This is a genomic window from Martelella sp. AD-3 (assembly GCF_001578105.1).
Classification (GTDB): Bacteria; Pseudomonadota; Alphaproteobacteria; order Rhizobiales; family Rhizobiaceae; genus Martelella.
Genome location: NZ_CP014275.1, coordinates 1,521,376 through 1,545,355, shown reverse-complemented (window position 1 = coordinate 1,545,355; position 23,980 = coordinate 1,521,376). Strand labels below are relative to the sequence as shown.

Annotated in this window: 28 protein-coding genes and 1 pseudogene; 8 read left to right on the top strand and 21 right to left on the bottom strand. The window is 59.2% G+C overall.

From position 1 onward, the window contains the following. Nucleotides 1–8: 8 nt before the first annotated feature. The 5 genes from AZF01_RS07115 to AZF01_RS07095 form a co-directional block, all read right to left on the bottom strand. The gene (locus tag AZF01_RS07115) at nt 9–1,370 is read right to left on the bottom strand and encodes an ABC transporter substrate-binding protein (RefSeq protein WP_024709871.1); all 1,362 of its coding nucleotides are present in this window, start codon (nt 1,368–1,370) and stop codon (nt 9–11) included. Further along, nucleotides 1,367–2,200 carry an ABC transporter permease gene (locus AZF01_RS07110; protein ID WP_024709870.1) on the bottom strand — a complete coding sequence of 278 codons (834 nt, stop codon included), beginning with the start codon at nt 2,198–2,200 and terminating at the stop codon, nt 1,367–1,369. The genes AZF01_RS07115 and AZF01_RS07110 overlap by 4 nt, the downstream gene beginning before the upstream one ends. Before the next feature lie 10 nt (nt 2,201–2,210). After that, entirely contained in the window at nt 2,211–3,221 is a 1,011-nt protein-coding gene (locus AZF01_RS07105) for an ABC transporter permease (RefSeq protein WP_024709869.1), read from the bottom strand. A 167-nt stretch (nt 3,222–3,388) separates the two neighbouring features. Further along, nucleotides 3,389–4,987 carry an ABC transporter substrate-binding protein gene (locus tag AZF01_RS07100; protein ID WP_244435610.1) on the bottom strand — a complete coding sequence of 533 codons (1,599 nt, stop codon included), beginning with the start codon at nt 4,985–4,987 and terminating at the stop codon, nt 3,389–3,391. Nucleotides 4,988–5,173: 186 nt separating this feature from the next. Next, entirely contained in the window at nt 5,174–6,034 is an 861-nt protein-coding gene (locus tag AZF01_RS07095) for a sulfurtransferase (protein WP_051424168.1), read from the bottom strand. A 133-nt stretch (nt 6,035–6,167) separates the two neighbouring features. Here AZF01_RS07095 and AZF01_RS07090 point away from each other — a divergent pair, with 133 nt between their 5' ends. The 7 genes from AZF01_RS07090 to AZF01_RS07060 are packed head-to-tail and all read left to right on the top strand — an operon-like array spanning nt 6,168 to nt 13,622. Next, nucleotides 6,168–7,961, top strand: coding sequence for an ABC transporter ATP-binding protein (locus tag AZF01_RS07090; RefSeq protein WP_024709866.1), 1,794 nt, complete (start codon nt 6,168–6,170; stop codon nt 7,959–7,961). 30 nt (nt 7,962–7,991) lie between these two features. Beyond that, entirely contained in the window at nt 7,992–8,657 is a 666-nt protein-coding gene (locus AZF01_RS07085) for an aspartate/glutamate racemase family protein (protein ID WP_024709865.1), read from the top strand. A gap of 5 nt (nt 8,658–8,662) precedes the next feature. Next, nucleotides 8,663–10,030 (top strand): dihydroorotase family protein, encoded by a 1,368-nt coding sequence (locus AZF01_RS07080; RefSeq protein WP_024709864.1) that lies wholly within the window; start codon nt 8,663–8,665, stop codon nt 10,028–10,030. 10 nt (nt 10,031–10,040) lie between these two features. Beyond that, nucleotides 10,041–10,967, top strand: a complete 927-nt coding sequence (locus AZF01_RS07075; protein ID WP_024709863.1) for a dihydrodipicolinate synthase family protein — start codon at nt 10,041–10,043, stop codon at nt 10,965–10,967. Further along, complete coding sequence (locus AZF01_RS07070; protein ID WP_024709862.1) at nt 10,967–11,737, top strand: SDR family oxidoreductase; 771 nt, start codon at nt 10,967–10,969, stop codon at nt 11,735–11,737. The genes AZF01_RS07075 and AZF01_RS07070 overlap by 1 nt, the downstream gene beginning before the upstream one ends. Beyond that, complete coding sequence (locus AZF01_RS07065) at nt 11,737–12,882, top strand: MalY/PatB family protein (protein ID WP_024709861.1); 1,146 nt, start codon at nt 11,737–11,739, stop codon at nt 12,880–12,882. The genes AZF01_RS07070 and AZF01_RS07065 overlap by 1 nt, the downstream gene beginning before the upstream one ends. Continuing rightward, a complete protein-coding gene (locus AZF01_RS07060) occupies nt 12,882–13,622 on the top strand; it encodes a GntR family transcriptional regulator (RefSeq protein WP_244435609.1) in 741 nt (246 codons plus the stop codon). The genes AZF01_RS07065 and AZF01_RS07060 overlap by 1 nt, the downstream gene beginning before the upstream one ends. 211 nt (nt 13,623–13,833) lie before the next feature. On the opposite strand, the pseudogene AZF01_RS07055 reads toward AZF01_RS07060, so the two are convergent. From AZF01_RS07055 to AZF01_RS07045, 3 genes and pseudogenes are all read right to left on the bottom strand, one after another. Then, nucleotides 13,834–14,061, bottom strand: a pseudogene (locus tag AZF01_RS07055) (segregation and condensation protein B); the annotation flags it as partial. A gap of 99 nt (nt 14,062–14,160) precedes the next feature. Then, nucleotides 14,161–14,547, bottom strand: a complete 387-nt coding sequence (locus tag AZF01_RS07050; RefSeq protein ID WP_024709858.1) for a type II toxin-antitoxin system death-on-curing family toxin — start codon at nt 14,545–14,547, stop codon at nt 14,161–14,163. A gap of 11 nt (nt 14,548–14,558) precedes the next feature. Continuing rightward, nucleotides 14,559–14,786 (bottom strand): transcriptional regulator, encoded by a 228-nt coding sequence (locus AZF01_RS07045; protein ID WP_024709857.1) that lies wholly within the window; start codon nt 14,784–14,786, stop codon nt 14,559–14,561. A 415-nt stretch (nt 14,787–15,201) separates the two neighbouring features. On the opposite strand from AZF01_RS07045, the gene AZF01_RS07040 reads away from it, so the two are divergent. Further along, a complete protein-coding gene (locus AZF01_RS07040; RefSeq protein WP_024709856.1) occupies nt 15,202–16,380 on the top strand; it encodes an integrase arm-type DNA-binding domain-containing protein in 1,179 nt (392 codons plus the stop codon). Nucleotides 16,381–16,419: 39 nt separating this feature from the next. On the opposite strand, the gene AZF01_RS07035 is transcribed toward AZF01_RS07040, so the two are convergent. The 13 genes from AZF01_RS07035 to AZF01_RS06980 all read right to left on the bottom strand — a co-directional run bounded on the left by AZF01_RS07035 (nt 16,420) and on the right by AZF01_RS06980 (nt 23,969). After that, on the bottom strand, nt 16,420–16,890 hold the full coding sequence (locus AZF01_RS07035) for a hypothetical protein (RefSeq protein ID WP_024709855.1): 471 nt from the start codon (nt 16,888–16,890) through the stop codon (nt 16,420–16,422). 9 nt (nt 16,891–16,899) lie between these two features. Then, on the bottom strand, nt 16,900–18,054 hold the full coding sequence (locus AZF01_RS07030) for a HigA family addiction module antitoxin (protein WP_051424167.1): 1,155 nt from the start codon (nt 18,052–18,054) through the stop codon (nt 16,900–16,902). 12 nt (nt 18,055–18,066) lie between these two features. Next, the gene (locus tag AZF01_RS07025; protein WP_161633062.1) at nt 18,067–18,363 is read right to left on the bottom strand and encodes a type II toxin-antitoxin system RelE/ParE family toxin; all 297 of its coding nucleotides are present in this window, start codon (nt 18,361–18,363) and stop codon (nt 18,067–18,069) included. Nucleotides 18,364–18,448: 85 nt separating this feature from the next. Continuing rightward, nucleotides 18,449–18,685 (bottom strand): AlpA family transcriptional regulator, encoded by a 237-nt coding sequence (locus AZF01_RS07020; RefSeq protein WP_024709852.1) that lies wholly within the window; start codon nt 18,683–18,685, stop codon nt 18,449–18,451. After that, the gene (locus AZF01_RS23435) at nt 18,672–19,061 is read right to left on the bottom strand and encodes a helix-turn-helix domain-containing protein (RefSeq protein ID WP_081725885.1); all 390 of its coding nucleotides are present in this window, start codon (nt 19,059–19,061) and stop codon (nt 18,672–18,674) included. Before AZF01_RS23435 ends, AZF01_RS07020 begins: the two co-directional genes overlap by 14 nt. Nucleotides 19,062–19,239: 178 nt before the next feature. Next, entirely contained in the window at nt 19,240–19,398 is a 159-nt protein-coding gene (locus AZF01_RS23885) for a hypothetical protein (RefSeq protein WP_156484724.1), read from the bottom strand. After that, nucleotides 19,395–20,207: a hypothetical protein gene (locus AZF01_RS07010; protein ID WP_024709850.1), complete on the bottom strand. Its 813-nt coding sequence runs from the start codon at nt 20,205–20,207 to the stop codon at nt 19,395–19,397. Before AZF01_RS07010 ends, AZF01_RS23885 begins: the two co-directional genes overlap by 4 nt. A gap of 13 nt (nt 20,208–20,220) precedes the next feature. Continuing rightward, the gene (gene ssb / locus AZF01_RS07005; protein WP_024709849.1) at nt 20,221–20,730 is read right to left on the bottom strand and encodes a single-stranded DNA-binding protein; all 510 of its coding nucleotides are present in this window, start codon (nt 20,728–20,730) and stop codon (nt 20,221–20,223) included. After that, nucleotides 20,720–21,919, bottom strand: coding sequence for a site-specific DNA-methyltransferase (locus tag AZF01_RS07000; protein ID WP_024709848.1), 1,200 nt, complete (start codon nt 21,917–21,919; stop codon nt 20,720–20,722). The genes ssb and AZF01_RS07000 overlap by 11 nt, the downstream gene beginning before the upstream one ends. Beyond that, complete coding sequence (locus AZF01_RS06995; protein WP_081725884.1) at nt 21,916–22,155, bottom strand: GcrA family cell cycle regulator; 240 nt, start codon at nt 22,153–22,155, stop codon at nt 21,916–21,918. Before AZF01_RS06995 ends, AZF01_RS07000 begins: the two co-directional genes overlap by 4 nt. Next, the gene (dnaN, locus tag AZF01_RS06990) at nt 22,148–23,287 is read right to left on the bottom strand and encodes a DNA polymerase III subunit beta (RefSeq protein ID WP_024709846.1); all 1,140 of its coding nucleotides are present in this window, start codon (nt 23,285–23,287) and stop codon (nt 22,148–22,150) included. The genes AZF01_RS06995 and dnaN overlap by 8 nt, the downstream gene beginning before the upstream one ends. After that, on the bottom strand, nt 23,284–23,688 hold the full coding sequence (locus AZF01_RS06985; protein ID WP_061449656.1) for a hypothetical protein: 405 nt from the start codon (nt 23,686–23,688) through the stop codon (nt 23,284–23,286). The genes dnaN and AZF01_RS06985 overlap by 4 nt, the downstream gene beginning before the upstream one ends. Continuing rightward, the gene (locus tag AZF01_RS06980; protein ID WP_024709844.1) at nt 23,688–23,969 is read right to left on the bottom strand and encodes a DUF2312 domain-containing protein; all 282 of its coding nucleotides are present in this window, start codon (nt 23,967–23,969) and stop codon (nt 23,688–23,690) included. Before AZF01_RS06980 ends, AZF01_RS06985 begins: the two co-directional genes overlap by 1 nt. Between the last annotated feature and the right edge of the window lie 11 nt (nt 23,970–23,980).

Below are 23,980 nucleotides of genomic sequence, written 5' to 3'. Positions count from 1 at the left end.
CTATGGGGTCAGGCAACGCGCAAAATGCCCTTGGGATCGAGGCTGAAGCCCTCGACGCCGGGCTTGTGCGCCATGCAATCAATCGGGTGAAAAAGGTAGAGCCAGTGCGGGTTCTCGCCGAGATGGCGAAGAAGCCGGCTATAGGCTCCGGCGCGCGCTTCCGCGTCAACGATCCGCCGCGCATCCTCAAACAGCGCATCGGCAGTTTCGTCCACAACGCCTTGCCACCAGACGGCCCGCGAGCGGCTCGATATTTTGTCATCCAGCACACGAAAGGTGCTGTGCGGCGAAGAATCGAAGATCGCGAGATCGCCGGTTTTCTTCTCGCCAAGCTGCCGCGCATAGCTTGGCCGGTCTTCAGCGACATCGATGGTGACGGCAAAGCCCACCGCTTCGAGACTATCCTTGATAAAGGCTGCGATCTCGGGCGCTCGCTCCGGCATGTAAAGCGGCGTTCGCAGCGTAACGGCAGGCGCTGTACCAGCTTTACGAACCAGACCTGCTGCACGCTCGGGATCGTGGGGAATCTCCGCAAACGCCTCGTTCATGCCATTGTGAAACGGACTGACGATGGTCTTCGCAGGCACGCCGAGGCCGCCCATCACGGTCTTGATCAACCGATCCCGGTCAATTGCCAGATTGGCAGCAAGACGCAGCGCAGGGTCAACAAACGCCCCTTCCCGCCCGTTCATGTAGGCAATCACGGACATGGTGGTGGCCTGCTCGTGCCAGACATGGCCGGCAAGCGCGCGGATCGGCGTTTCAAGCCTTTCCAGATGCGTGGCAAGGTCTACCTCATGCGTCTGAAGCGCCGCAAGCCGCGCCTGCGGGTCGGCGACGGCCACAAGCGTCAGGCTTCGTCCATCGCCATGCTTTACGACGACGGCTTCGCCGCGTTCAAACGCTTCCACGCGCCACGGCCCCGTACCCAGCGTCGGCCGCCCTTCCGCGTCCAGCTTCGGCAGATAGAATTCGGACAGGATATCGGGCAGGTCGGGAAAGGGCTTCGGTGTTGTAATCTCAAGCGTCGGTCCCTCTGCGCGGATTGTCGCGCCTTCAAGATAGCGCGCATAGGACCAGGGCATGCCAAACATGTCACGTGCATCACAGATCGCTTCAATGAAACGCCTTGCATCCTCTGCGATGACGGCCGTGCCGTCGTGATAGGTCGCGCCTTCACGCAAGGTGAGCGTCCACTTGCATCCATCTTCAGAAATCGACCATTTTTCGAAAAGGCCGGGGCGAGCCGCACCGTTTTCCCAGCGCAACATGGGCTCCATGACCAGGTTTTTCAGCGTCAGGATGCTGGCATCATCGGTTACTCTGTCTGCCGGCAGAAAATCGATCTTCTCGAGCGCGATTGTAATCATGCTGCACTCCTGCGGCGCGGATTGAACCAGTCGGCGAGCGAGTCACCGATAAGGTTGAAGGACAAAACCGTGATCAGGATTGCAAAGCCCGGAGCAAAGACCGTCCAGGGGCTGGACCGGACGAAACTGAGATTGGCCGAGACATCCGCGCCCCATTCCGGCATGGGCGGTTGCGCGCCGAGCCCGAGAAAGCCAAGCGCCGAGGTCTGCAAAATCGCGCTGCCAAAGGCGAGAGACGCCTGCACCAGAAGCGGACCGATCGAATTGACCAGAATATAACGGTTCAGGATCCTGGCGCGTGGCAGGCCGAGCGCATGAGCCGCCTCGACATAAAGCCGTGAGGAAACACCGAGTGCCTGCGCACGGGCAACGCGAGCAAACTGCGGCGCAAGCGTGATGGCAACGGCCAGCATCGCATTCTGCAGGCTGGGACCGAAAGCGGCAGCAAGCGCAATGGCCAGAACCAGCGCGGGAAACGACAGGATCGCGTCGACAACGCGCATGATGATGGTATCGACGAAGCCACCGGCAAAGCCCGCAACAAGGCCGAAGAACACACCGACGGCAAAGGCGATCGCCACTACGAATACGCCGATCGCCAGCGTGTAGCGACCACCGTTCAGAACCCGCGAGAGCATGTCTCGTCCAAAGTTGTCGGTGCCCATCGGATGCAAGAAGGATGGCGGCTGCAGCTTGACGGCCATATCGATCGTCAATGGCGACGGCAGGAAAAACGGCCCGATGGCAATCGCAATCAAAAGCACGCCGAGCACGATGGTTCCGACAAGAGCGAGGGTATTGTTCCTCAAAAATGTGGTCAGTTCTTGCATCGCTCTTTCCTCAGCTCATTTTCCGGCGAACGCGCGGGTCAAGCAGCGCATAGAGAATATCGACCAGGACCGAGGTCAGCATGAACATCAGCGCGAAGACCAGCGTCGCCCCCTGGATGACGGGATAGTCGCGGTTGCGGATGGCTTCGTACATGAAGCGACCGATGCCGGGCCAGGAGAAGATGGTTTCCGTGAGGATTGCACCGCCGAGCATTTCGGCAAACTTCAGACCGACCACCGTGATTGCTGGCAGCAGCGAATTACGCAATGCATGCGTATAGACGACGTCGCGCTGGCTCAGCCCCTTCGCGCGGGCGGTGCGGACAAAGTCCTCGTCCATCACTTCCAGCATGGTCGAACGCACGAACCGGCCAAGCGTGGCAGCAAGAAAGACGGCAAGTACGGTGGTTGGCAGGATCATATGCGCAATGGCGCTGCCGACGGCGCCCGGCTCGCCGGAAAGCGCAGCATCGATGATCGAGAAACCGGTAACGCGATCAACAAAAATATAGGAGGACATGCGGCCGGAGACCGGCAGCCAGCCGAGCCATGTGGCGAAAATCAGCTGAAGCAGCAGCGCCAGCAGAAAGGCCGGCATCGAAACGCCTGTCAGGGAAATGACGCGAACCGTGTGGTCGAAGCCGGAATTGGCGCGGGTTGCCGAAATCACGCCAATCGGAATACCGATCAGCACGGCGACCAGGACGGCGGTGACGGAGATTTCCAGCGTTGCCGGCAGGCGAAGCATGATCTCGTCGAGAACCGGCCGTCCGCTTTTCAGCGAGTTGCCCATATCGCCGTGCAACAGGCCAACCAGATAGTTCCAGAACTGCAGAAGCGCGGGTTGATCGAGATCCAGCTGCGCCCGGAGAGCCGCAATCTGGCTGTCCGTAGCGCCGGGACCGAGCAGGGTGACAGCCGGATCGCCCGGGATCATGCGCACCAGCGAAAAGACGATCACCAGTACAAGCAGCAGGACGGGGATCAATGACAGCAATCGCCGCACAAGAAATGCAAACATCTAAACACCTTGCTCGCAAGGCGGTTCAGCTCGATACTGAACCGGCGGGAGGCACATTCGCTTGAAAGCACAAACGCGGCTCCGATCTTCAAGAATTTACGGCATCGGCCCACCTGAATGAACGGAGCGGGCCGATGCCTCATCGGGGCGAGGTCCGGGGGGCAGACCTAGTTCTTGGAGACACCCCAATATTCATTGAGCGGCGGCGCCGAATTGATGACCAGACCGTCGACATTCGAACGGGCAAAGACAATCAGCTTCGGGCTGAACAGATAGGCCGCCGGGACATATTCAACGAGCTTTTCCTGGATTTCGGCATAGAGCGCCTTGCGGGCTTCCATGTCGGGCTCCTGCTGTGCTTCAAGGATCAGCGCGTCCAGTTCCGCGTTTTCCGGCATGCGGAACGTCATCGCAGAGTTCTTCAGAGCCGAAAGGTAGCCGATGGTGACGTGCGCGTCCGGGTCGTTGTACCAGGGCTGGCGACCGTCAAGGGCAATGTCCCAATCGCCGGCGACATGCAGCGCGCGGTAGGACGGAAACTCGGTCTGGGCGATCTGCGTGCTGATGCCGACATCGGCGAGATTTGCCTGAACGAAGGTTGCAACGTCGCCCCACAGCGAACCCTGGAAGGAGTAGAGCGTCAGATCCAGTTCGCCCGGACCGTAGCCAGCTTCGGCCAGAAGCTCCTTGGCAAGCTCGGGGTCGTATTTCGGCGACATTTCCTCGACCTTCGGATCGAAGGCCCAGCTGTTTGAGGTCAGCGGTCCGTAAACGCGGTCAGCCGTACCATCGAAGACGCCCGACAGCAGTCCATCATAATCGATCGCATGGGCAATGGCTTCGCGCACCTTGATGTCCGCAACCGGAGAATCGGCATTGGAATTGTTGAATTCCAGCTGACGGATGATCTGCGACGGCTTTTCGATGATCTTGATATCCGGGTCTGCGGCAAAGGCCTTCATTTCTTCGGAAGGAACGGCGGAAAGCTGGCTCTGCTGCTGAATGATATCGACACCGCCGTTTTCAAGCTCGAGCCTGCGGGTCGACGCTTCCGGGATGATGCGGTAGATGATGCGCTTCAACGCCGGGGCACCACGGTAGTAATCGGGATTGGCATCAAGGACAACGCGAGTATCGGGCTCATAGGCGCGGAAAGAAAACGGCCCCGTGCCAACCGGATGATTGGCAAAGTCATCGCCGTATTTCTCGACGGCTGCCGGTGAGACGATGGCGGCCTGCGGCTGCGCCAGAATGGACATGAACGCCGGATAGGCTTCGCTGAGCTGAATGACGACCTCGTCATCGTTGGGCGTCTCGATGCTTTCGATCATGCCAAGCGAAGCTTCAACGTAGGGGTTCATCTCTTTCGTGCGTTCGAGCGAGAACTTCACAGCCTCGGCATCGAACGGCGTGCCATCCTGGAAGGAAACGCCGTCGCGCAGATCGAAGGTAAAGGTCTTGCCGTCGTCAGAGATCGACCAGTCTTCGGCCAGACGACCTTCGAGTTCGGCGAAATCCGGTGCCTGCCAAGCGACCAAGGTGTCAAAGACATTCAAGATGATTTCGCTGCCGACCGGCTCCGCCTTGTTGGCACCCGGCTCGAGGCCCGCCGGATCAGACGGTACGGCGATGACAAGCGTCTCGCTTTCCTGAGCCGTGGCAGTGGTTGCAAATCCTGCGACAACACCAGCGGATGTGAGAGCGACAAACCCTGCGGCCAATGCAGCGCCCGACATCGCATTAAAAGTTCTGCGGGTCAGCGTCATACTGATCTCCTCTTATTGTTTATTCTCACCGGAGCTCCCGGCACACACGTATTTCAATACTCGTGATATATCTTTTGCAATATCTATGACGAAACTTTTCATCAAATATCCGTCATTTTTTTAATCTCAAATGCAAATTGAACATCATTTGTGCACTTGCACCCAACACTGCACGCCACAAAGGCATCACGGATGCGGGCCGCGCTTGACCGGCCGGGATGGATCATTGACCCATTGGGACCACGATCCCGGATAAAGGGCAGCCTCAACACCGATTGCGGCAAGCGCCAGAACTTCATGGGCCGCAGACATGCCCGCTCCACAATAAACACCGACGCGATTCGCTCCGTCGACGCCGAGGCCTGAAAACAATTCCTTCAGTGTTGCACTGTCTGTGAAAGGTCCCGGATCCATAAGCGTATCAAGTGTCGGCGCACTGATCGCACCGGGGATATGGCCGCGCTTCGGATCTCCGCCCTTTTCAGGCCCACCGATGTAATTCGGCCGTATCCGGGCATCGAGGAGAACGCCATCGCGTGCGATGGCAAGCGCCTCATCCGCACCGAATTCGGGCATATGGCCCGGCGAAAGGGAAATGGCGCTTTCTGCTTTTGTGTCAGGGGCTTCACTCAACGGAAATCCAGCTGAAACCCAGGCAGGCAGGCCGCCATCGAGCACCCTGACATCCTTCAGTCCGGCCCATTTCAACACCCACCAGGCGCGCGCGGCAGTCATCGCCCGGTCGCCATCGTAAACCACAACAGGCCGATCTTCCGTCAGCCCCCAGCGCCGCGCCGCGACCTCCAGGTCAGCGATATCCGGCAGCGGCCGGTTTCCCAGATCCGCACGGGCCGGCGCCTGAAAGTCCGCATAGGCTTCAGCCTCGACCGCACCGGGAATGAAACCATCACCATGAGAGTCCGCACCCGTATAAGGGTTGATGGATTGGACGGCGATGATGTGCGGCGCACGCTCACCCTTCATCATCACATTCAGATCTTCAGGCGTGACCAGAACCTTGCGCCGTGTTTCGTCATCGATTTTCATCAAACCAACCTCATATTTTGTACTCTAGATATATCACGAGAAACTTTATGTTTGACATAGGGAATGCAATACGGTGTAAATCGAGGCAAGAAAAAAGAATCCACCAGTCGCTCACCTGCGGGAACCAACATCCATGTCCGTACTTTCCATTCGAGATCTGACCACGGCCTTCGCCACACCCTCCGGCTGGCGGAATGTTGTCGAAGGCGTGAGTTTCGATGTCGACGCGGGTGAAACAGTGGCGATCGTCGGCGAATCCGGTTCAGGCAAGAGCGTGACGGCACTCTCGCTCATGGGGCTTCTGCCACGGAACAAGACACGCGTAACCGGCACGATCAATTTTCGCGGGCGCGATTTGCTGGCACTGACGGATGCCGAAATGCAGCAGGTGCGCGGCAACGAGGCTGCGATGATCTTTCAGGAGCCGATGACTTCGCTCAACCCGGTCATGGCCGTCGGCCGGCAGATTGCCGAACCGATCATGCGTCACCGGGGCCTGCCCCGCCACGATGCCATGAAAGAGGCCATCCGCCTTATGGATCGGGTGCGCATCCCGGCAGCGTCCAAGCGGGCGCATGAATATCCGCACGAGATGTCGGGCGGCATGCTGCAGCGCGTCATGATCGCGACCGCGCTCGCCTGCTCGCCCAAGCTTTTGATTGCCGACGAGCCGACCACCGCGCTGGATGTCACCATTCAGGCGCAGATACTGGAGCTGATCAAAGAGCTTCAGGCGGAAGACCACATGGCGGTGATGTTCATCACCCACGACATGGGCGTGGTCGCTGAAATTGCCGACCGCACGGTCGTGATGTTCCGCTCCAAAATGATGGAAGCCGGAGCAACCGAAGACATCTTCTCCAATCCCGCGACCGATTACACGCGCGAACTTCTGGCCGCTGCGCCCCGTCTCGGCGATCTCGGCGACAGTCCGCTGCCCCGCCCCTACCCCGACCGCAACGGCGTCACCGCAGAAGCCGCCGACACCGTTGACCGCGATGGCCCGGCTCTCTTGAACGTCGAGAATCTGACAACCCGATTTGAACTGAGAAAGGGCGTTCTCGGCCGCGTTCACGCACGGATTCATGCTGTCGAAAATGTTTCCTTTGCGCTGAAGAAGGGCGAGACGCTTGCGCTTGTGGGGGAATCGGGTTGCGGCAAATCAACCACCGGCCGGTCGATCCTGCGCCTCACCGAACCGGCGAAAGGCAGGGTAACACTTGAGGGTCAGGATGTCGGAAAGCTGCCGCGTCGTGACCTGATGAAGCTTCGCCAGTCGATGCAGATGATCTTTCAGGACCCCTTCTCCAGCCTCAATCCCCGCATGCGGATCGGCGAAGCCATTGCGGAGCCGATGCTTGCCCATGCTATTGCAACGCCGACGGAGGCGCGAGCGCGCGTCGCCTCGCTTCTTGAACAGGTCGGCCTCTCCGCCGATATGGCCAGCCGCTGGCCCCATGAGTTTTCCGGAGGGCAGCGTCAGCGGATTGCAATCGCCCGCGCCCTGGGCTTGAACCCCAAGGTCATCATCGCCGATGAATCAGTCTCTGCGCTGGATGTCACGATCAAGGCGCAGGTCGTCAACCTGATGATGAAGCTGCAGCAGGAGCTCGGCCTGTCCTATCTCTTCATCAGTCATGACATGGCTGTGGTCGAGCGGATCAGCCACCGGGTGGCCGTGATGTTGCTCGGCGAGATCGTGGAAATCGGTCCCCGCGCCGAAATTTTTGCCAACCCAGGGCACCCTTATACAAGGCGGCTCTTGTCCGCCGTTCCAGAGCCGGATCCCGCTCGCCGCAACATGCGCAGAAACATCCCGCTTCAGGAACTGAAAAGCCCGATTTTCCCGTCCGACTTTGTGCCACCGCACCGCACTTACGATGCCGTCGGCCCCGATCATTTCGTCATGCGCGACGCGGCCGCTTGAGGCGATCTGCGCGACCAGTAAAGACATCCCATGCCCAGCATTCTCGTATTGAACCCCAACAGCTCGAAAAAGGTCACCGCGTCCATCGAGGCCTGCCTCGATGACCTGAAATCCACGAGCGAACACGAAATCATCTGTGATCTTCTGCCCGAAGCGCCCAGCGGCATTGAGAGCGATGACGATGTGGCGCGCGTCGCCCCCATGGTGCTTGAGTACGCAAAATCGACGAAGGCCGATGCTCTCGTCGTGTCCTGCTTCTCCGATCCGGGTGTGGAAACCGTGCGCCAGCACGTCCGACACATCCCAGTGATCGGCATTGCCGAGGCCGGTTATTACGCAGCTCTCCAGCTTGGCCGTCGTTTCGGCATTGTCTCGCTAGGTCCTGCCTCGATCGCGCGCCATGCAAGACGGATCGACGAACTGGGCCTGACGGCACGCCTTGCCGGCGACCGATCCGCAGCACTCAGCGTCGAGGAATCCGGTGATGATGGACTGGCCCGCACAAAGGTCATGGAAACCGGACGAACGCTGGCGGGAGAGGACGGCGCCGATGCCATCATACTCGGCTGCGCCGGCATGGGACGGCAGAGACCGTTTCTTCAGCGCGAAATCGGGCTGCCGGTCATTGACCCTGTGCAGGCCGGCGTCGCGGCTGCGATCTCGATTCTGAACTTGAAATATATGACAAAGGCTTAAAGCATATGGACCTCGTATTGCGTGGAACCGTCGTGACGCCGCTCGCCGCCATCGAAGGCGGCTGGGTAGCGGTGAAAGATGGCAAGATTGCCGCTATCGGCGATGCACAATCAACGCCCCCCTCGGCAGCGAAGACCACCGACCATGGCGACAGGCTCATTCTGCCGGGCGTGATTGATGGCCAGACCCATGCGACCAGCGCCAAGGGCCTTTCCGGCATCGCGGACACGACACGCTCGGCCATTGCCGGCGGCATTACCACGCTTGTCGATATGCCGTTCGATAACCCGGAGCCGCTTGACCGGCCCGAACGGCTTGAAGCCAAGGTCACAGCCATCGGCGAATACAGCTATGCCGACATGGCGCTCTACGCGACAGTGACGAGAGACACCGGCACGGCGCATATGGATGCGCTTGTCGAGGGCGGCGTCGCTGCCTTCAAGATCTCGTCCTTCGAAAGCTCGCCGACCCGCTTTCCCCGTATCGGCGCAGACCTGATGCTCGACATCATGGAAAAGCTCTCCGACAGCGATCTGCCGCTCGGTCTTCACAACGAGGATCAGGAAATCGTGCTGGAGCGGATGGCACGCGCACGGGCAGCAGGTGAGAATGGCATTACTGCCCACTCCACCTCCCGGCCGCCTGCTGCGGAGCTTGCCGCCACGGCACAGTTTCTCGCCCTTGCACAGGCCACCGGTGCCCATGCGCACCCCGTACACCTGACCAGCGGCGACGGCTTTGCGATGGTTGAAGCCTTTGCCGGGATGGGTGTCAGGGCCACCGGCGAAACCTGCGTTCACTATCTGTGGTTCGATGCCGGCCGCGACGGTCTGCGGCTTGGACCGCGGATGAAGGTCAACCCGCCGATCCGTCCGGGCGAGGTCGACAACCTCTGGGACGCGATTGTAGACGGCAAGGTCGCCTTCACCTCGTCTGACCATTCCAGCTGGCCGATCGACGGCAAACTGACCAGCTCTATCTTTGATGCCGGCGCTGGCGTTCCGGGGCTCGAAACGCTGCTCCCGGCCTTTTTCACCGCAGCGGAAGCCCGCGGGCTGGACGCCGCTGCGCTTGCCGCAAGCCAGCTTTGCGAGCGGCCTGCCGTCTTCTTCGGGCTTTCGGATCGCAAGGGCGCAATCCAGGTTGGGCTTGATGCAGATTTTGCAGTCCTTGAGACCGGCTCATTCATCTTCGATGAGGAACGCGCCCATGATGGCCTGAACTGGTCTCCCTTCCATGGCGAGACGTTTACGGTCCGCATTGCCGCCACCTATCTGCGCGGCGAACTGGCTTTCAACGGAAAAGATATAACCGGCAAGGCGGGCGCGGGACGCTACGTGGCGCGCGGCGCCGATCGCTGGTTTGGCAATTGAGGAAACACTGATGAGCAAACTGACAGCCTCAAACAAGGGCGTTTTCGTGATTTCGGTCACGCCCTTCCACGAGAACGGCGCAATCGACTTCGACAGCCTCGATCGCGTTACCGATTTCTACCTCGAGAAGGGCGCCACAGGCATCACCGTGCTGGGCATGATGGGTGAAGCGCCGAAGCTGACGCAGGCCGAAGCGCGCGAAATCGTCGGGCGCGTGATCAAGCGCGCTGGCAGCACGCCGGTTGTCGCTGGCGTCTCGGCCCCCGGCCTTGCGGCCATTTCCGAGCTTTCCTCGGCAGCCATGGATATGGGAGCTGCAGGCGTGATGATCGCACCGCCCGCAAGCCTCAGAACCGACGATCAGATCACGAACTACTATGCCCAGGCCTGCCAGGCAGCCGGTGACGGCGTTCCCGTGGTGCTGCAGGATTTCCCGCTTTCGACAAGCGTCCAGATCTCAAACGGCACGCTTGGCCTTATTATCGAGGAAAATGAGCAGATCGTCATGCTCAAGCATGAGGACTGGCCGGGTCTTGCCAAGATTTCCGCCCTCCGTAAGGCAGAGGCAGAAGGCCGCCGCCGTATCTCCATCCTCTGCGGCAATGGTGCCTTGTTCCTGCCGGAGGAAATGGGACGCGGCGCCGACGGTGCAATGACCGGGTTCGGCTATCCGGAGATGATGGCTGAAGTCGTCGGCCTTTGTGAAAAGGGCGACATGGACAACGCACAGGACCTCTTCGACGCCTATCTGCCGCTGGTGCGCTACGAGCAGCAGCCGGGCCTTGGCCTCGCCGTTCGCAAATATGTGCTGGCAAAGCGCGGCGCTATCGCCTCCTCGGCGCTGCGCAAACCCGGCGCAGGGCTTGCGCCGGCTGCTATTGCAGAGGTCGAGCGCCTTATCGAACGCCAGACGAAGAAACTGAAGGAGCTGAAATAATGGATTTCAAACTGACCGGAAAACGCGCCCTTGTTCTGGGCGCGAGCCGCGGGCTTGGCGCCGCATCGGCCATTCTGCTGGCCGAAGAAGGCGCGACCGTCGTCGCCGCTTCACGCTCTGGCAGCCTGCCGCAGGGTCTGCCGGAAGCACTGAGAAGCCGGGTTGCAGCGATGAAGCTCGACCTTTCCGACCCGGAATCAGTTGAGGCAGCCAAGAACGATCTGGCCAAAAATCCCGTCGACATTCTTGTCAACAATTGCGGTGGCCCTAAGGCCGGCCCGGCGCACGGCCAGTCGGCTGCCGCATGGCAGGCCGCCTTCATGGCCATGGCGACGCCAGTGTTTGAAATCACTGACGCAGCCCTTGCCGGCATGACCGCCAATGGCTGGGGACGGGTGATCACCATCGGCTCGTCCGGCATTGAAGTCCCGATCCCCAATCTGGCGCTGTCCAACGGCGTGCGCGGCGCAATGGCCGGCTGGTCGAAGACGCTTGCCGGCGAAGTTGCGGCCAAGGGCGTCACCGTCAACATGGTTCTGCCCGGCCGTATCGCGACCGATCGCGTTGCCGAGCTGGATGCAGGCAAGGCGGAAAAGAGCGGCCAATCGGTCGAAGCCGTGCGCGAAGCCTCGCGCGCCACGATCCCTGCCGGCCGCTACGGGAAACCGGAAGAATTTGCCGCCGTCGTCGCCTTTCTCGCCTCCGAACAGGCAAGCTTCGTCAACGGTTCGATGATCCGCGCCGATGGCGGCATGATCCGGAGCATCTGATGACCAAGATCGTCCCTATCGACCGGCGCGGCAGCGACTGCAACAAGTGGCGAAGCTTTGAGGCGGATGTGATCCCCCTGCCCGTCGCCGATATGGATTTCGCCGCCGATCCGGCTATCATCGCCGCGATTGAAAAGCGGATCAGCCATCCGGTTCTCGGCTATGGCTCAGCCACGGACGAACTGCGTCAGACCATCGTCGACGCCATGCTCGCCGAGTTCGGCTGGGCCATCAAACCGGAATGGCTGGTTTTCCTGCCAGGCGTCGAACCCGGTTTCAACATGGCGCTGAGCGCCTTTAGCGAACCCGGTCAGACCGTCATGCAGGAATACCCGGTCTACAAGCCCTTGCGCACGGCACCTGCAACATGGGGCCTTAAAACAGCTGCCGTCTGGCAGACGCCGGACGACAAAGGACACTGGCACTCAGACAGCGGTGACCTTGCGGCAGCGGCCGAACGGTCTTCGCTGATGCTCCTGTGCAATCCGCAAAACCCGACAGGACGCGTCTATACCCGTGACGAACTGCTGTTCATCAGTCAGCTTTGCCTGAAGCATGACATGCTTCTTGTCTCGGACGAGATTCACAGCGGCCTGACGCTGGATGGCAGACGGCACATTCCCGTTGCATCGCTTTCCAAGGACATCGAAGCTCGCACCATCACCTTGATGGCCGCCAGCAAGACCTGGAATATCGCCGGGCTGAAGGCTGCCTTTGCGATTATCGCCGACGACGCAGTCCGGCAGAAATTCATGGGCGCAAAGAAGGGCCTTGTCGATAGCGTCAACGTTCTGGGGCTTGCGGCCATGGAAGCTGCCTATGGCCAATGCCAGGACTGGCGCGATGCTGTGCGCAAAACGCTGGCCGAAAACCGCGCCATCCTGCACCGCTTTTTGGCGGAACACCTTCCTGAAACCGGATGCGTGCCTGCGGAGGCCAGCTTTCTGGCATGGATCGACCTGTCAGCCTATCGGCTCAACAAGCCCGCCGCCGAGTGGCTGTTGCAACATGCCCGGATCGGCGTCAGCAGCGGTACCGATTTCGGTGAAAATCTGGGCGGCTGGATCAGGCTTAATTTCGCCTGCGCCCCCGAAACACTTGCAGAAGCGCTCTCGCGTATGGCAAGGGCTTTGGCAAAAGAATAATGCAAAGAGGGAAACGGATGTCTCGTGGCAATGGCGGGGCCAAAACGGCAGCGCGCAAATCCGACAGCCAGTCGGAGAAATCGAAGTCGCTGACCGATCAGGCCTATGATCAACTCCGTAAGGAAATCATTACCTGCAAACTGGCCCCAGGCACCGACCTTGGCGAGCAGGAGCTTGCCGAAAAGCTGCAAATGAGCAAGACACCGGTGCGCGAAGCGCTGGCGCGGCTGACGCTCGAAGGGCTTGTGGAAGCCTTTCCGCGCCGCGGTTACCGCATCACCGCCGTGACCGTTAAAAGTGTCAATGATGTTTTCACGGTGCGCAAGGCGATCGAGGGCGTTGCCGGCGAGCTTGCCGCCGAGCGCATGAGCGAAGACGAGCTCGACCATGTCGAAGCGCTGTCGGTCGCGACCTATGTGCCGGGCGAACAGCCGACGATCGAGGCATTCATCCAGCAGAACAATGACTTCCATGTCGCCATTGCTGAAGGCGCGCAGGTGCCGCGCCTGACCATGTTGATCTGCTCATACTTGGAGGAATCCACCCGCCTCTTCCATATGGGGGCAGCAGTGCGCGACGTGAATCCGGAGACGACAACCGATCATAACCGCATTGTGGAAGCGCTGCGTCGCCACGACGGCGACGCCACGCGCGAGGCGATTATTCTGCATACGGAAAACACGCGCCTTGGCCTACTTAAGTCTCTGATTTCAGACAGAAACTCTCTTCTTGTTTTGTAGCCGTCGCAGGTCCCTACATCTATACAATCAATATAGCCTACCAGCGATGGCACCGAGAAGGTATCAAAGGGATTACCGCTCGAGCAATCCAGAACATGCTTGACGCAGACTCGCAAATACAAACCAGACTGAAGCGAGCGCCGCTTCCTGCAGCAGAAATCAGCTGAATACTGGCCGTGAAAGGCTTTCTTTGACGCATTGCGCAACGGTCCTACTCTGCCTCGCCCGCCAGCACTTCCTCCTGCACGGCTGCCCGGCTGAGCAGCCCGGCTTCCTCCAGCACCGAGATATCCTGCAAGTCGCGGAGCGCCACCTTGCCGAAGGCGGAAAGGAGGTGTTTGGTCGTGACATAGGTGCACGGCGCGCCGGGTGTCGGGCTGCGGGGGCCGGAGGCGATGAGAGCGGCGTTTCGGAGTGAGGCGATGGTGTCGCGGCTGACACCGATCGGTCTCTTCTCCGGCGCGATACGGGGTTGATAGCTGGACTTTGGGCGAAGCAAATGGCTACGCCCAAAGTCCGACACTAGCCTGATTTTCCGTCAGGCTTCGACCAGCCGCTCCCTGAACCAGCGCGCGAGTTCGTCTTCCCCAATCACGCCGCCAGCCACGCCTTCCATCAACTGAACTGCATCGACGGGCCGGAAGCGAAGCCGGTATCCGTTATCGGCAAGGAAAAGACGCGCCGCGATCCAGGCCGTGCGCTTGTTGCCATCCATGAAACCATGGTTCCTGGCGAGACCAAACGCATAGGCTGCGGCAAGGTCTGACGCGTCCGGGGCGCCATATTCAGCCGGATTTTGCGGACGGGCCAAGGCGCTTTCTATCCCGTCAGCGTTTCGGATGCCCTCGGAGCCGCCATGTTCCGACAATTGCCTGTCGTGAACCGCATATATGACAGCCGGTTCCACCCATCGCCAGTTCTTCATTGCGACACCCGTCATTTGGCCAGCGCGCGCAATACCTCGCGGTCGTCGTGCATGATTTCATCGGCGAGTTCCATCTGGCGGACGAACTCCGGATTATAGGGCGTAAGGCGATAGCCGCCATCCGCTGTTTCCGTCAGATAAAGGGTATCGCCCTTCCTGACCTTCAGATGGGCCATTATTTCCTTGGTGAGGATGACGCCGGACGATGCGCCAACCGTTGTAATCTTCACGCTGTGCATAGCTTCTGCCTCTCTATATAATCCCTATTATATAGACAATGATGTCTGATCGATCAATGGCAGGAAGTCGGCGGCAAAGGGCGAGAGCTTTTGCAGTGCGCCACTCGGTTTTGCGCGCTACATTTTGCACCAAATCATTGTGCCACGCTATACGCAACCCTTTGAAGACGCAACGATTTTAAGGACATCAAACACTTAGGGAAATCTGGCGGAGAGGAAGTCCGTTCTTATAGAGACAATATCGAAATTGATAACATTTTAGCATCAGCAATTTCAATAAAATCAGTGAACTAGAGTTCAATGATGTCAATATTGACATTTACAGCAACAGACTGATATTAGGATCACCGTTAGGATCAGAAGCCGTTAAGGGTTTAGATATTCGTTCGCCCCGGACCTGCTTCCAAGGGGTGAAATGGCGCGCAATCTTCTCACCGTAAAAGAGATCAAAAACGCGACGAAGGCCAAGCTGCGCGATGGCGATGGTCTTTGGCTTCACCGCGCCAAGTCGGGCAATCGACACTTCGTTTTCATCTATATCAGGAACGGCCGGCGCCGCGAAATGGGGCTCGGCGTTTATGGCGCCGGGACCGGGCAGGTCTCGCTCGCCGACGCGCGCGCAAAGGCTGAGGAAATCCGAGCGATACTGGGGCGCGGCGGCAATCCTTTCACGGAAATGGAAGAGCGCAAGGCGGCCCGGCGGGTGACGACATTTGGCGAATGCGCCGACGACTATATCGCGGCCATGGAAGACAGCTGGCGCAACGAGAAGCATCGCGCGCAGTGGCGCATGACGCTCGATGTCTACGCCGAACCGCTTCACAAGATCGCGGTGCCCGACGTCGCCACCGACGACATTGTCCGTGTCCTCAAGCCGATCTGGAAAACCAAAGCAGAGACGGCAAGCCGCCTTCGTGGCCGGATCGAAAAGGTTCTGGATCACGCCAAGGCGCGCGGCCTGCGCGACGGCGAGAACCCGGCCCGCTGGCGCGGTCACCTCGACAATATCCTGCCGAAGCGAGAGAAGCTCACACGCGGACATCACGCGGCCATGCCCTACAAGGACGTGCCGGCTTTCTTTCAGCGCCTGTCGGCCTCAAACGGGGTCGGCGCACGGGCGCTGGCTTTCACCATCCTGACAGGTTCGCGGACAGGCGAGGTCATGGGCGCGCTTTGGGACGAGTTTGACCTTGATGAAGCGGTCTGGACCGTTCCGGCGATCCGCATGAAAGCCAAGCGGCTGCATCGTGTGCCGCTCTCACCGCCGTCACTGGCGGTGCTTGAGGGCATGAAGCAAATCAGGATGGATGGCTTTGTGTTTCCCGGCGCGCGGGCGGATCGACCGATCAGCAATATGACCATGACCAAGGCACTCAAGACCTATGGCGGTGGCGATTTCACCGTTCACGGTTTTCGCTCGTCGTTCCGCGATTGGGTCTCGGAGGAAACCAATTTTCAGAGCGAGGTCGCTGAAGCCGCTCTTGCCCATATTGTCGGCGATGAAACAGAGCGCGCCTACCGCCGGGGTGATGCTCTCGATAAGCGGCGCAAACTCATGGACGCTTGGGCAAAGTTCTGCGTTTGTCAGCTCTGAATCCCCTCCGTTTCAGGGGCACCCATAACGTAGATAAAATCACGCTGCGCGGTCGTCACCAAATTTTCGTTCTTCGATATCATCGCGGAAGTCAAAGAGCATTTGAATGGGACGCTGTTCGATGTGTATTGCATTATATGCCTCAACATCAGTATTGAGCTGAACGCAATCACCAACAATTTGCTCACGACGCTGAATAAAGGCCTTTTGCATATGCTCTCTAGGCGCGTCTTTCATGATCGCCCAAAAAGTATACTGCACGCCAGCCTTGTTGACACGAACTGCGTGATTGACCCTATAACGTCGCCCGTCCTGGTCAGTGGCATACTCTTCGCGCAAAGCCGTCGACATATCGGATGCGAGCTTGTCGAGGGGGTCAACCTCGGGAATCTCAAGTAAATTCCGGGAGATTCCCCAAGACACGGCCTCCCTCGCTGTCGCTGGCACAGAGCCGTTTTCTTTTTCGTACAGATGCCAGACTTTTTGAAGTTGTTCCTTGTAAGTAGCCATCTTGGTTCCTTAAAGATTTACCGGAATTGCATCGCCCCAACCATCGACATTTGCTGATCCCCTCAAAAATTGCCGAATCTTAACCTTATGCCGAGTAAGCCAATTATACTTATTGACTTTGTATTCAACGGCCATCCGAAATTGCAGTTGACCGACAACGATCCCTGGATGTCGCTGCAACCGACGAGCCAGCCCCAAGGTGTCTTTCTCTGAAAGATATGGATACTTTCGAATGAGAAACGAGTTTATTGCATCCTGGTCAGCACAAAACTTCGAGGCAGCTGTATTCGCACGAACTTCCACTAAAGGTAGATTTTCATTGCTTGGATCGATGTCAACGTCCACGATTGACGACGACAACCCGGACTCGAGGCTGTCTTTATTAAGCAAATGCTCAATCTCATGCCGCAGGACAAACCAAAAATTGTCAATCCGATCATGTCGGCAGGTCATACCAATGACAGGCTCCGATGCGCTCAACCAAAAGCAAACTCCGTCGATATTGGCCTTTGGTAATGTCTCAACGACAACAAAACGAATACCAGCATCAGCGAGAATGCGAGGCACATGCCGAATCTCTTCTGGGTCTACCATCAACCGCTCAAGCTCAACGAGAGAGGCTTTAAGCTTAGCTTCTGAGTACCTTGGGGCCACCATCTCATCCGCAATTTGCCTAACACGGAAAAGCCAAGCCATTTGAAGCGGTGTGGTCTCAGAATAGTCGCCGCTTTTCTTCGCGCTATGGGCGAAACAAGGCACATCCTCAAGCAAGTTAGTTCGGAAAAACCTCATAACCTGTGTCTCAAGCAAAGATACGTCCTGGGTGTCTTCAAACCATCCGCGCTTGATCATTTCCCGAATGGGGAAGATCGACTGAAGTTTGGCACGCCTTTCTATCGCGGGGTCGGCTTCACGCGAAGTGGATAGCTCATAAGCTTTCTGCAAGTTCAGAAAATATTCCGGTGAAATCCCAAAGGCTTTAGACAGCGCCCTTGCCATATCAGGGCTAATTCCGCGCTTGCCGGACATGATCGGGTTAATAGCTTGCTCCTTAACACCCAGAATATAGGCTAAGTCTCGCTGAGCCCACCCACGAGCTTCCAACTCGTCCCGAATAAACTCCCCAGGATGAGGGACTTCTTTCAACATAGATACAATGCTCATAACTGTCCCTCCTTAATGTGGATCACCGATAAAGGTGATTGTTGCAATTGCGCCGGTTCCTTCGCCAACAACTGTGAACTGAATACGGTACTGCTTGTTCACGCGAACTTGCCTTGTGTCATTGCCATTTCCCTTCAGGACTTTGTAATCCAAACCTCCCAGATTAAAGAGATCAGATTCGAAGGTCGCAGCTTCTAATTTGATTAGCGTTTTTCGCGCAGCCCTTATGACCGCAACCGGCAGGCCCAGTTTATGCGCCTCATCTGTGCATATTCGCGCCAGATCATCGTTAGCGAACTTCACTTCCATGATGAGGTTGATAGCCCAATGGGAGATTCGCGTCAACAAACAACTTAACGCCATCAGTTAAGTTGCTTATTCTGCCTTCGGCAGATCATGCATTATCGCGAGGTCGGGGCTGAACATTCAATCGTTCTGCAATCCTTTTTTCCATCCACGCGACAACCTCAGCCTTCACAAACGCCAGGCGCTTCATACCGAGGGGGACAGCCTGGGGAAAGCGTCCGTCGTTGCGGTAGTTGTTAATCTGGGTGCGTGACAGGCTGGTCATCTCGCAAACCTGCGCGAGCGAGAGGAAGCGGATTTCGTCGGCCTCTTTATTCGGTTCCATTTTGGGCTCCTATGGCAAAGCCTTCGGTCCCCGTGCCCGCTTTGGGCTGCGGCATAGCGAGCGAGCGAATGCCGTCCAACTGCTTCTTCAGCTGGTCGCATTCCCGGACTTTGGCAGCCAGGAGCGTGTCCGCCTCACGGGTTTCGGCCACGCTGCCAACCAGTTCGGTCGGTGAAAGATCGAGCCGTTCGCAGATCAGCAGGAACGTCGACAGTGCAACACGGTTGCTGCCCTTCTCGTATTTTTGAACCTGCTGGAATGTGACGCCAATCGCCTCGGCCAACTTCATCTGGCTCAGTCCGCGCGACTTGCGCGCCTCCCGGATCAGCGACCCGATGGCCGCATCCTTTTCCACGTTCTGGGTTTTCAGAGACATATCGTTTTCTCCTCCGGTTAAGGGGTGAAGATGAGCAGTGCCATCATGGAGCTTGAGAACAGGCCACAGACGAAGCCCATCAGGAGACCGATGTGGAGTGCTGTGCGAACATCGTCCGGCGTTCGCGTCGGCGCTTTATCGGTGTCATTGGACACTGGCTCGAACCAACCGGCCGCGTTCATGCATCACCGCCTTTCTCGATGCGCGCGGCGACGGCCAGTGTGTGCTCGATGCGGGCCATCTGCTTGTTGCCAAGCCCGACCGTGTAGCGAACCGCTTCCAGCATGCGGGCCAGGTCTCTGACGGCGGCGATCAGGTCTTTTTCGTTGCCAGTCATGCCTCACCGCCTTCGTCGGCCACGTCGACATAGTCTGATTGCGGGACATAGGGGAACGTGATCGGCACGCGGCTTTCGGCGGCGGTGAAGCACGCCCCGTTCGGTTGCCGGAACACCTTGCCCTCGATATCGTAGGCGCCGTCTTCATCCTTGAAGACCCTGCCGGCACGGCGGTTTTGATAGAGGCCTTCGTCAACGGCGATCCACTCGCCATCCTCGCCCGTCAACGGGGTCAGCGGTTCAAAACGGGCGAGTTTTGAGAAAGCGTCGATCGCCAACCCGGCGCTGATGCCGGAATGACGTTCGGACGCAAAAAGCTCGACCATTCTCAAAACGGCGACGCCAAGCCAGCCGTTATAATCACTGTCCTCGCCGAACATACCGGCGCGCTTCAGCTCGTCGGCGGCATAGCGAACGAGCGCGCCCGTTTGACCCTCTCTCGGGCCATCCTTGTTCGGGATGCTTTCGATTGCACCTGCTTCGGCGCGCTCAAGCCGCTCGAATTCCGCCAGCAGCATCGCTGCCGCCTTGACGATCCGCCTTTTGACGTCCGGCTCCGGCTTCAGCTCGAAATCCGCCGCCATGTCGAGCGCCATGTGCAGCATGAGGTAATCGTCCTGGTGCACGAGGCCGGCTTCATAGGGAAGTGCATAAAGCGCTGCGGCCAGCGCCAGTTCGCCTCTCCCCCATTTGTCGTCATCGGCAGCACCGAAGTCCTTTGCCGCAATCTGGCGGTATCGCTCCCGGATCACCGCCAGGATCGCCTTAAGCGTCGTCTGGTCGGTGTTCGCCTGCCATTCGTTGTCCATTATCGTCTCTCCATCAAAATGGGATGTCGTCGTCCAGGTCTTTGGATTGGTAGGAAAGTTGTTTGCCGGCCCGTTCGCTGGCGCCGTGTTCGCCGGCGCCCCGATCAACGGATGTGCTTTCGGTGTAGCCGTAGTCATCCGGCGTTTGCGCGGGCGGAGGCCCGCTGCTATTGCGGCCGTCGAGCATTTCAAGGCGGGCACCGAAGCCGTTCAAAACCACTTCGGTCGCATAGCGCTCGGTGCCATCTTGCGCTGTCCATTTGCGCGTTTGCTGCTTGCCTTCGATGTAGACTTTGGCGCCCTTTTTCAGGCACTGCTCGGCAAGCGTCACCAGGCCTTCGGCAAAGATGACGACGCGGTGCCACTCGGTGCGTTCCTTACGGTCGCCGGTACTCTTCTCGCGCCAGCTCTCGGATGTGGCGACCGACAGATTGGCCATGGCCTTGCCGTCCTGCGTGCGGCTGATCCTTGGGTCTTGCCCGAGATTGCCAACCAGAATGACCTTGTTCACGCTACCGGCCATCGGCTTCTCCCATATCGTTTGAACGGCCCTGGAACAGTCCGCCTTCAGGCAGTGTGGATGGCGCGTGCGCCATGGGCGGCGCGGCCTTCCAGTCGGCCGCGATCCGGTCGCAGGTGATTTCGGCATAGGCCCGACTGATCTCGACAAGCTGCGCCTTGCGCCCGTGACGAAGCGCGACCAATGCCGTTGTGCCCGCGCCGCCGAACGGATCGAGCACGGTGCCGCCTTTCGGGCAGCCCGCCAGAATGCAGCGGCTGGCAAGGACCGGCGGAAAGGTCGCAAAATGGGCCGCACGAAAGGCGAGCGTTGCCATCGGCCAGACATCGAGCGATGCGGGTGCGATTGGTGCTGGCTCGTAGTTCCTGAGCAACCGCCCGGTGCCGCGTCCCAATGCATGAAGGCCGGTATGATTGATCTGCCCTTCGTGGCGCGGCGGAACCGTGGCGCGTGCAGCGCCCCTGGCGCCGCCGTGATTTGCGGGATTGCTGCCCATGCTGACGGCCCCGGCGTCGTAATAGCTGCCAATGCGCAGCCATCGCGGCCCTTGGCGCGTGGCATCGGTGACGAGCGGGCAGGTTTCGGAAAGGTCCGGGAAGAAGCTCAATTCGCCGGTGTCGCGGGCGCGCCAGATATCGCCGTCCGCGCTCTTGGTGAGCAGGAAGATTTTTTCGTGCGCGGTCGAGGGGCGCGCCGTGCCGGAACTGTCCGGCATTGGATTGGTTTTGCCCCAGATGATTTCCGATCGCACCCACCAGCCCGCATCCTGAAGCGCAATCGCCAGCCGGTTCGGCACCATGCACAGGTCTTTGGGCTTCAGCCCGTTTCCAACCGTGGAGAACGGCTTGTCCCGAAACGTCCGATCATCCCCGCCGAAATTCTTCGTATCCTGAGCGCTTCGCCCGTTCGGTGCCGTGGCATAGCAATCCCCGTAATTGAGCCATAGCGTTCCCGTCGGCTTCAAAACGCGCCTGACCGCCTCGAAGACGTCCACCATCACGGACAGGTGTTCGGCAAGCGTCGGTTCAAGTCCGATCTGACCTTCGACGCCATAATCGCGCAGGCCCCAATAGGGCGGCGACGTCACCACGCAATCGACGCTGTCTGGCTCCATTTCGGCCAGCACGTCGCGGCAATCGCCGATGAGGATCGTGGCGCGTCCGTCACCGAGAATGTCGAGAGGCTCGGTCATCGATGCATAATCCGCTTCAGGTTCTTCAGCGCCGCCTGCTCGGCGCTCGTGCCTTCACCATGAGCTTTGTCGCGGTGATACGGGCAGTAAGGCGGCTTTCCGCCAGTCGCGTGTCCGCAAAAGCCGGTATTCTCGCCGGCTTCGGTGACGGGCCAGCGGCACACGGCGTCGTCCAGCTCAAGAAGCGAAATCATGCGGGGGGCCGGCGCGGCCTCTTTTGACGACCAATCAGACATCGCCGACACCGCGCGTCACCCGCATTGGGAACAGGAGGAAGAGATCGTCGGGCGCGCTGGGGGCGTCGCCCTTGATGACCATCGTGTCGCGATTGGTTTTGAGGAAAAGGTGCACCGTGTCGCCGGGGAGATTGGCCAGCGCCTCGGTGAGATAGCGCGCGTTGAAACCGATCTCCAGATCGAAATCGCATTCCGCCTCGACATCGTCCTGACCGGAACGGCCGTCAATGCCGCTTGCCTCGATCGCGAGCAAGCCTTGCGAAAAGGTGAGCAGAACGCCGCTCGCGCGCCCTCGGTCGGCGGCCAGCGCAACGCGCGCGACGGCGGCGGCAAACTCTACCTTGTCGATGACCGCATGATACTCGTTTTCGGGGATGACCCGCCGCCAATCGGGAAAACTCCCTTCGATCAACTTCGAGGTGACCGAAAGCCCGTCCTGGCCGACGTGGATCAGGTTTGCGCCGACCTCAAGCCTCACCGCGCCTTCGACCAGATAACGGGTGATATAGGCGACGGTCGCGGCGGGAATAATCGCTGGCGGAAAGCTGGGCGGGGCGCTGCCGGGATCGATGTTGCGAACCGCCATGCGATGCGCATCGGTCGAAACCAGATGGAGATGATCCTCGCCGCGCTGCAAAAGAACGCCATTGAGATAGAAATGGACCGCCTCGCGTGAGACGGCGTAGGCGCATTGCGACAGCGCCGCTGTCAGTTGCCCAGCGTCAATGGTGAAGGCAGCCGTGCCCTGTTCCGGGCGCATCCAGACGAAACCTTCCGCCGGGAGCACTGGCAGGACAAAGCGCGAGCGCCCCGATTTTACAACGACGCTCTTCCTGGCGTCATCGGCCCAGGCAAACTGGATTTCGCGGCCATCGGGCCATGTCTTGACGATGTCGAACAGCCGATGGGCCGGAAGCGTGAAGGCCGAGAATGCCTCGTCAACCCTCGCCTCGAACCGGCAACGGACCTCGATATTGAGATTGGTGGCGCGGGCGCTCAAGCCCTCACCGTCCTCCGCCCGCTCGATCAGGATGTTTTCGAGGATCGGGATATTGATGCTCTTTTCGACGGCATTGCGGGCGCGTTCAAGCGCTGACACGAGTTTCGGCTTTTCCACGGTGAAGAGGTTCATTCCACCGCCCCCCGCCGTAAGGCCACGAGCCGCAATGTGGTTTGAGCGTTGAGAAGATCTGCGTCGCCCGGCGCAAGCTCCGACAGCAGGTCCAGAGCATCGCGGGTTTCGCCACCGGCAATCATGTCCGCGAGAAGCTGGTAGGTGCTTGGCGGCAATCGGTTGGGGATCACACCGATATCGCGATTGCTCAGCTCCTCGATCAGCGCTTCATCGGCGACCTTTTCGTAGAAGGTCTCCTGCTCAATCGAAATCGCCACCGGCTTTTCAGTGTCGACCTTGTCGAACAGGTCACGAAGGGAACCGTCTTCGGCACCAAAGAACGCCGCCTCCAGCGCCTCCAACACGTCATCAAGGTCCAGTTCGAGGGTGACGGGATCAAACACGACCAGACCGGCCATCACGCACCTTCGCCTTCTGGCACGTCTTCGGACGCGCCAATCATGCCGAGCGCGATCATATAGGTGTCGAGGACGGCCTCCTCTTCCATGCGCTCCTGCTCATCCAGTTTTCGCAGAGCGATAATTTTCCTGAGCACTTTGGTATCGAAGCCGGTGCCCTTGGCTTCGGCATAGACATCCTTGATGTCGTCGGAGATGGTCTTTTTCTCTTCCTCAAGGCGCTCGATCCGCTCGATAAATGACCTGAGTTGGTCGCGCGCGACGCCGTGTGCATCCGACATATCCAGCCTCC

Excerpts from the sequence above, each read along its gene's own strand:
- AZF01_RS07010 (WP_024709850.1), bottom strand. The coding sequence starts at position 20,207 with ATGGACAACGAATGGCAGGCGAACACCGACCAGACGACGCTTAAGGCG.
- AZF01_RS07115 (WP_024709871.1), bottom strand. The coding sequence starts at position 1,370 with ATGATTACAATCGCGCTCGAGAAGATCGATTTTCTGCCGGCAGACAGA.
- AZF01_RS07110 (WP_024709870.1), bottom strand. The coding sequence starts at position 2,200 with ATGCAAGAACTGACCACATTTTTGAGGAACAATACCCTCGCTCTTGTC.
- AZF01_RS07070 (WP_024709862.1), top strand. The coding sequence starts at position 10,967 with ATGGATTTCAAACTGACCGGAAAACGCGCCCTTGTTCTGGGCGCGAGC.
- AZF01_RS07075 (WP_024709863.1), top strand. The coding sequence starts at position 10,041 with ATGAGCAAACTGACAGCCTCAAACAAGGGCGTTTTCGTGATTTCGGTC.
- AZF01_RS07100 (WP_244435610.1), bottom strand. The coding sequence starts at position 4,987 with ATGACGCTGACCCGCAGAACTTTTAATGCGATGTCGGGCGCTGCATTG.
- AZF01_RS07045 (WP_024709857.1), bottom strand. The coding sequence starts at position 14,786 with ATGCACAGCGTGAAGATTACAACGGTTGGCGCATCGTCCGGCGTCATC.
- AZF01_RS07020 (WP_024709852.1), bottom strand. The coding sequence starts at position 18,685 with ATGGAACCGAATAAAGAGGCCGACGAAATCCGCTTCCTCTCGCTCGCG.
- AZF01_RS07085 (WP_024709865.1), top strand. The coding sequence starts at position 7,992 with ATGCCCAGCATTCTCGTATTGAACCCCAACAGCTCGAAAAAGGTCACC.
- AZF01_RS07035 (WP_024709855.1), bottom strand. The coding sequence starts at position 16,890 with ATGGCTACTTACAAGGAACAACTTCAAAAAGTCTGGCATCTGTACGAA.
- AZF01_RS07000 (WP_024709848.1), bottom strand. The coding sequence starts at position 21,919 with ATGACCGAGCCTCTCGACATTCTCGGTGACGGACGCGCCACGATCCTC.
- AZF01_RS07095 (WP_051424168.1), bottom strand. The coding sequence starts at position 6,034 with ATGAAAATCGATGACGAAACACGGCGCAAGGTTCTGGTCACGCCTGAA.
- AZF01_RS06985 (WP_061449656.1), bottom strand. The coding sequence starts at position 23,688 with ATGGCCGGTCTGGTCGTGTTTGATCCCGTCACCCTCGAACTGGACCTT.
- AZF01_RS07025 (WP_161633062.1), bottom strand. The coding sequence starts at position 18,363 with ATGGAAGTGAAGTTCGCTAACGATGATCTGGCGCGAATATGCACAGAT.
- AZF01_RS07050 (WP_024709858.1), bottom strand. The coding sequence starts at position 14,547 with ATGAAGAACTGGCGATGGGTGGAACCGGCTGTCATATATGCGGTTCAC.
- AZF01_RS07040 (WP_024709856.1), top strand. The coding sequence starts at position 15,202 with ATGGCGCGCAATCTTCTCACCGTAAAAGAGATCAAAAACGCGACGAAG.
- dnaN (WP_024709846.1), bottom strand. The coding sequence starts at position 23,287 with ATGAACCTCTTCACCGTGGAAAAGCCGAAACTCGTGTCAGCGCTTGAA.
- AZF01_RS23435 (WP_081725885.1), bottom strand. The coding sequence starts at position 19,061 with ATGTCTCTGAAAACCCAGAACGTGGAAAAGGATGCGGCCATCGGGTCG.
- AZF01_RS07090 (WP_024709866.1), top strand. The coding sequence starts at position 6,168 with ATGTCCGTACTTTCCATTCGAGATCTGACCACGGCCTTCGCCACACCC.
- AZF01_RS07105 (WP_024709869.1), bottom strand. The coding sequence starts at position 3,221 with ATGTTTGCATTTCTTGTGCGGCGATTGCTGTCATTGATCCCCGTCCTG.
- AZF01_RS06980 (WP_024709844.1), bottom strand. The coding sequence starts at position 23,969 with ATGTCGGATGCACACGGCGTCGCGCGCGACCAACTCAGGTCATTTATC.
- AZF01_RS07080 (WP_024709864.1), top strand. The coding sequence starts at position 8,663 with ATGGACCTCGTATTGCGTGGAACCGTCGTGACGCCGCTCGCCGCCATC.
- AZF01_RS07065 (WP_024709861.1), top strand. The coding sequence starts at position 11,737 with ATGACCAAGATCGTCCCTATCGACCGGCGCGGCAGCGACTGCAACAAG.
- AZF01_RS23885 (WP_156484724.1), bottom strand. The coding sequence starts at position 19,398 with ATGACTGGCAACGAAAAAGACCTGATCGCCGCCGTCAGAGACCTGGCC.
- AZF01_RS06995 (WP_081725884.1), bottom strand. The coding sequence starts at position 22,155 with ATGTCTGATTGGTCGTCAAAAGAGGCCGCGCCGGCCCCCCGCATGATT.
- AZF01_RS07030 (WP_051424167.1), bottom strand. The coding sequence starts at position 18,054 with ATGAGCATTGTATCTATGTTGAAAGAAGTCCCTCATCCTGGGGAGTTT.
- ssb (WP_024709849.1), bottom strand. The coding sequence starts at position 20,730 with ATGGCCGGTAGCGTGAACAAGGTCATTCTGGTTGGCAATCTCGGGCAA.
- AZF01_RS07060 (WP_244435609.1), top strand. The coding sequence starts at position 12,882 with ATGCAAAGAGGGAAACGGATGTCTCGTGGCAATGGCGGGGCCAAAACG.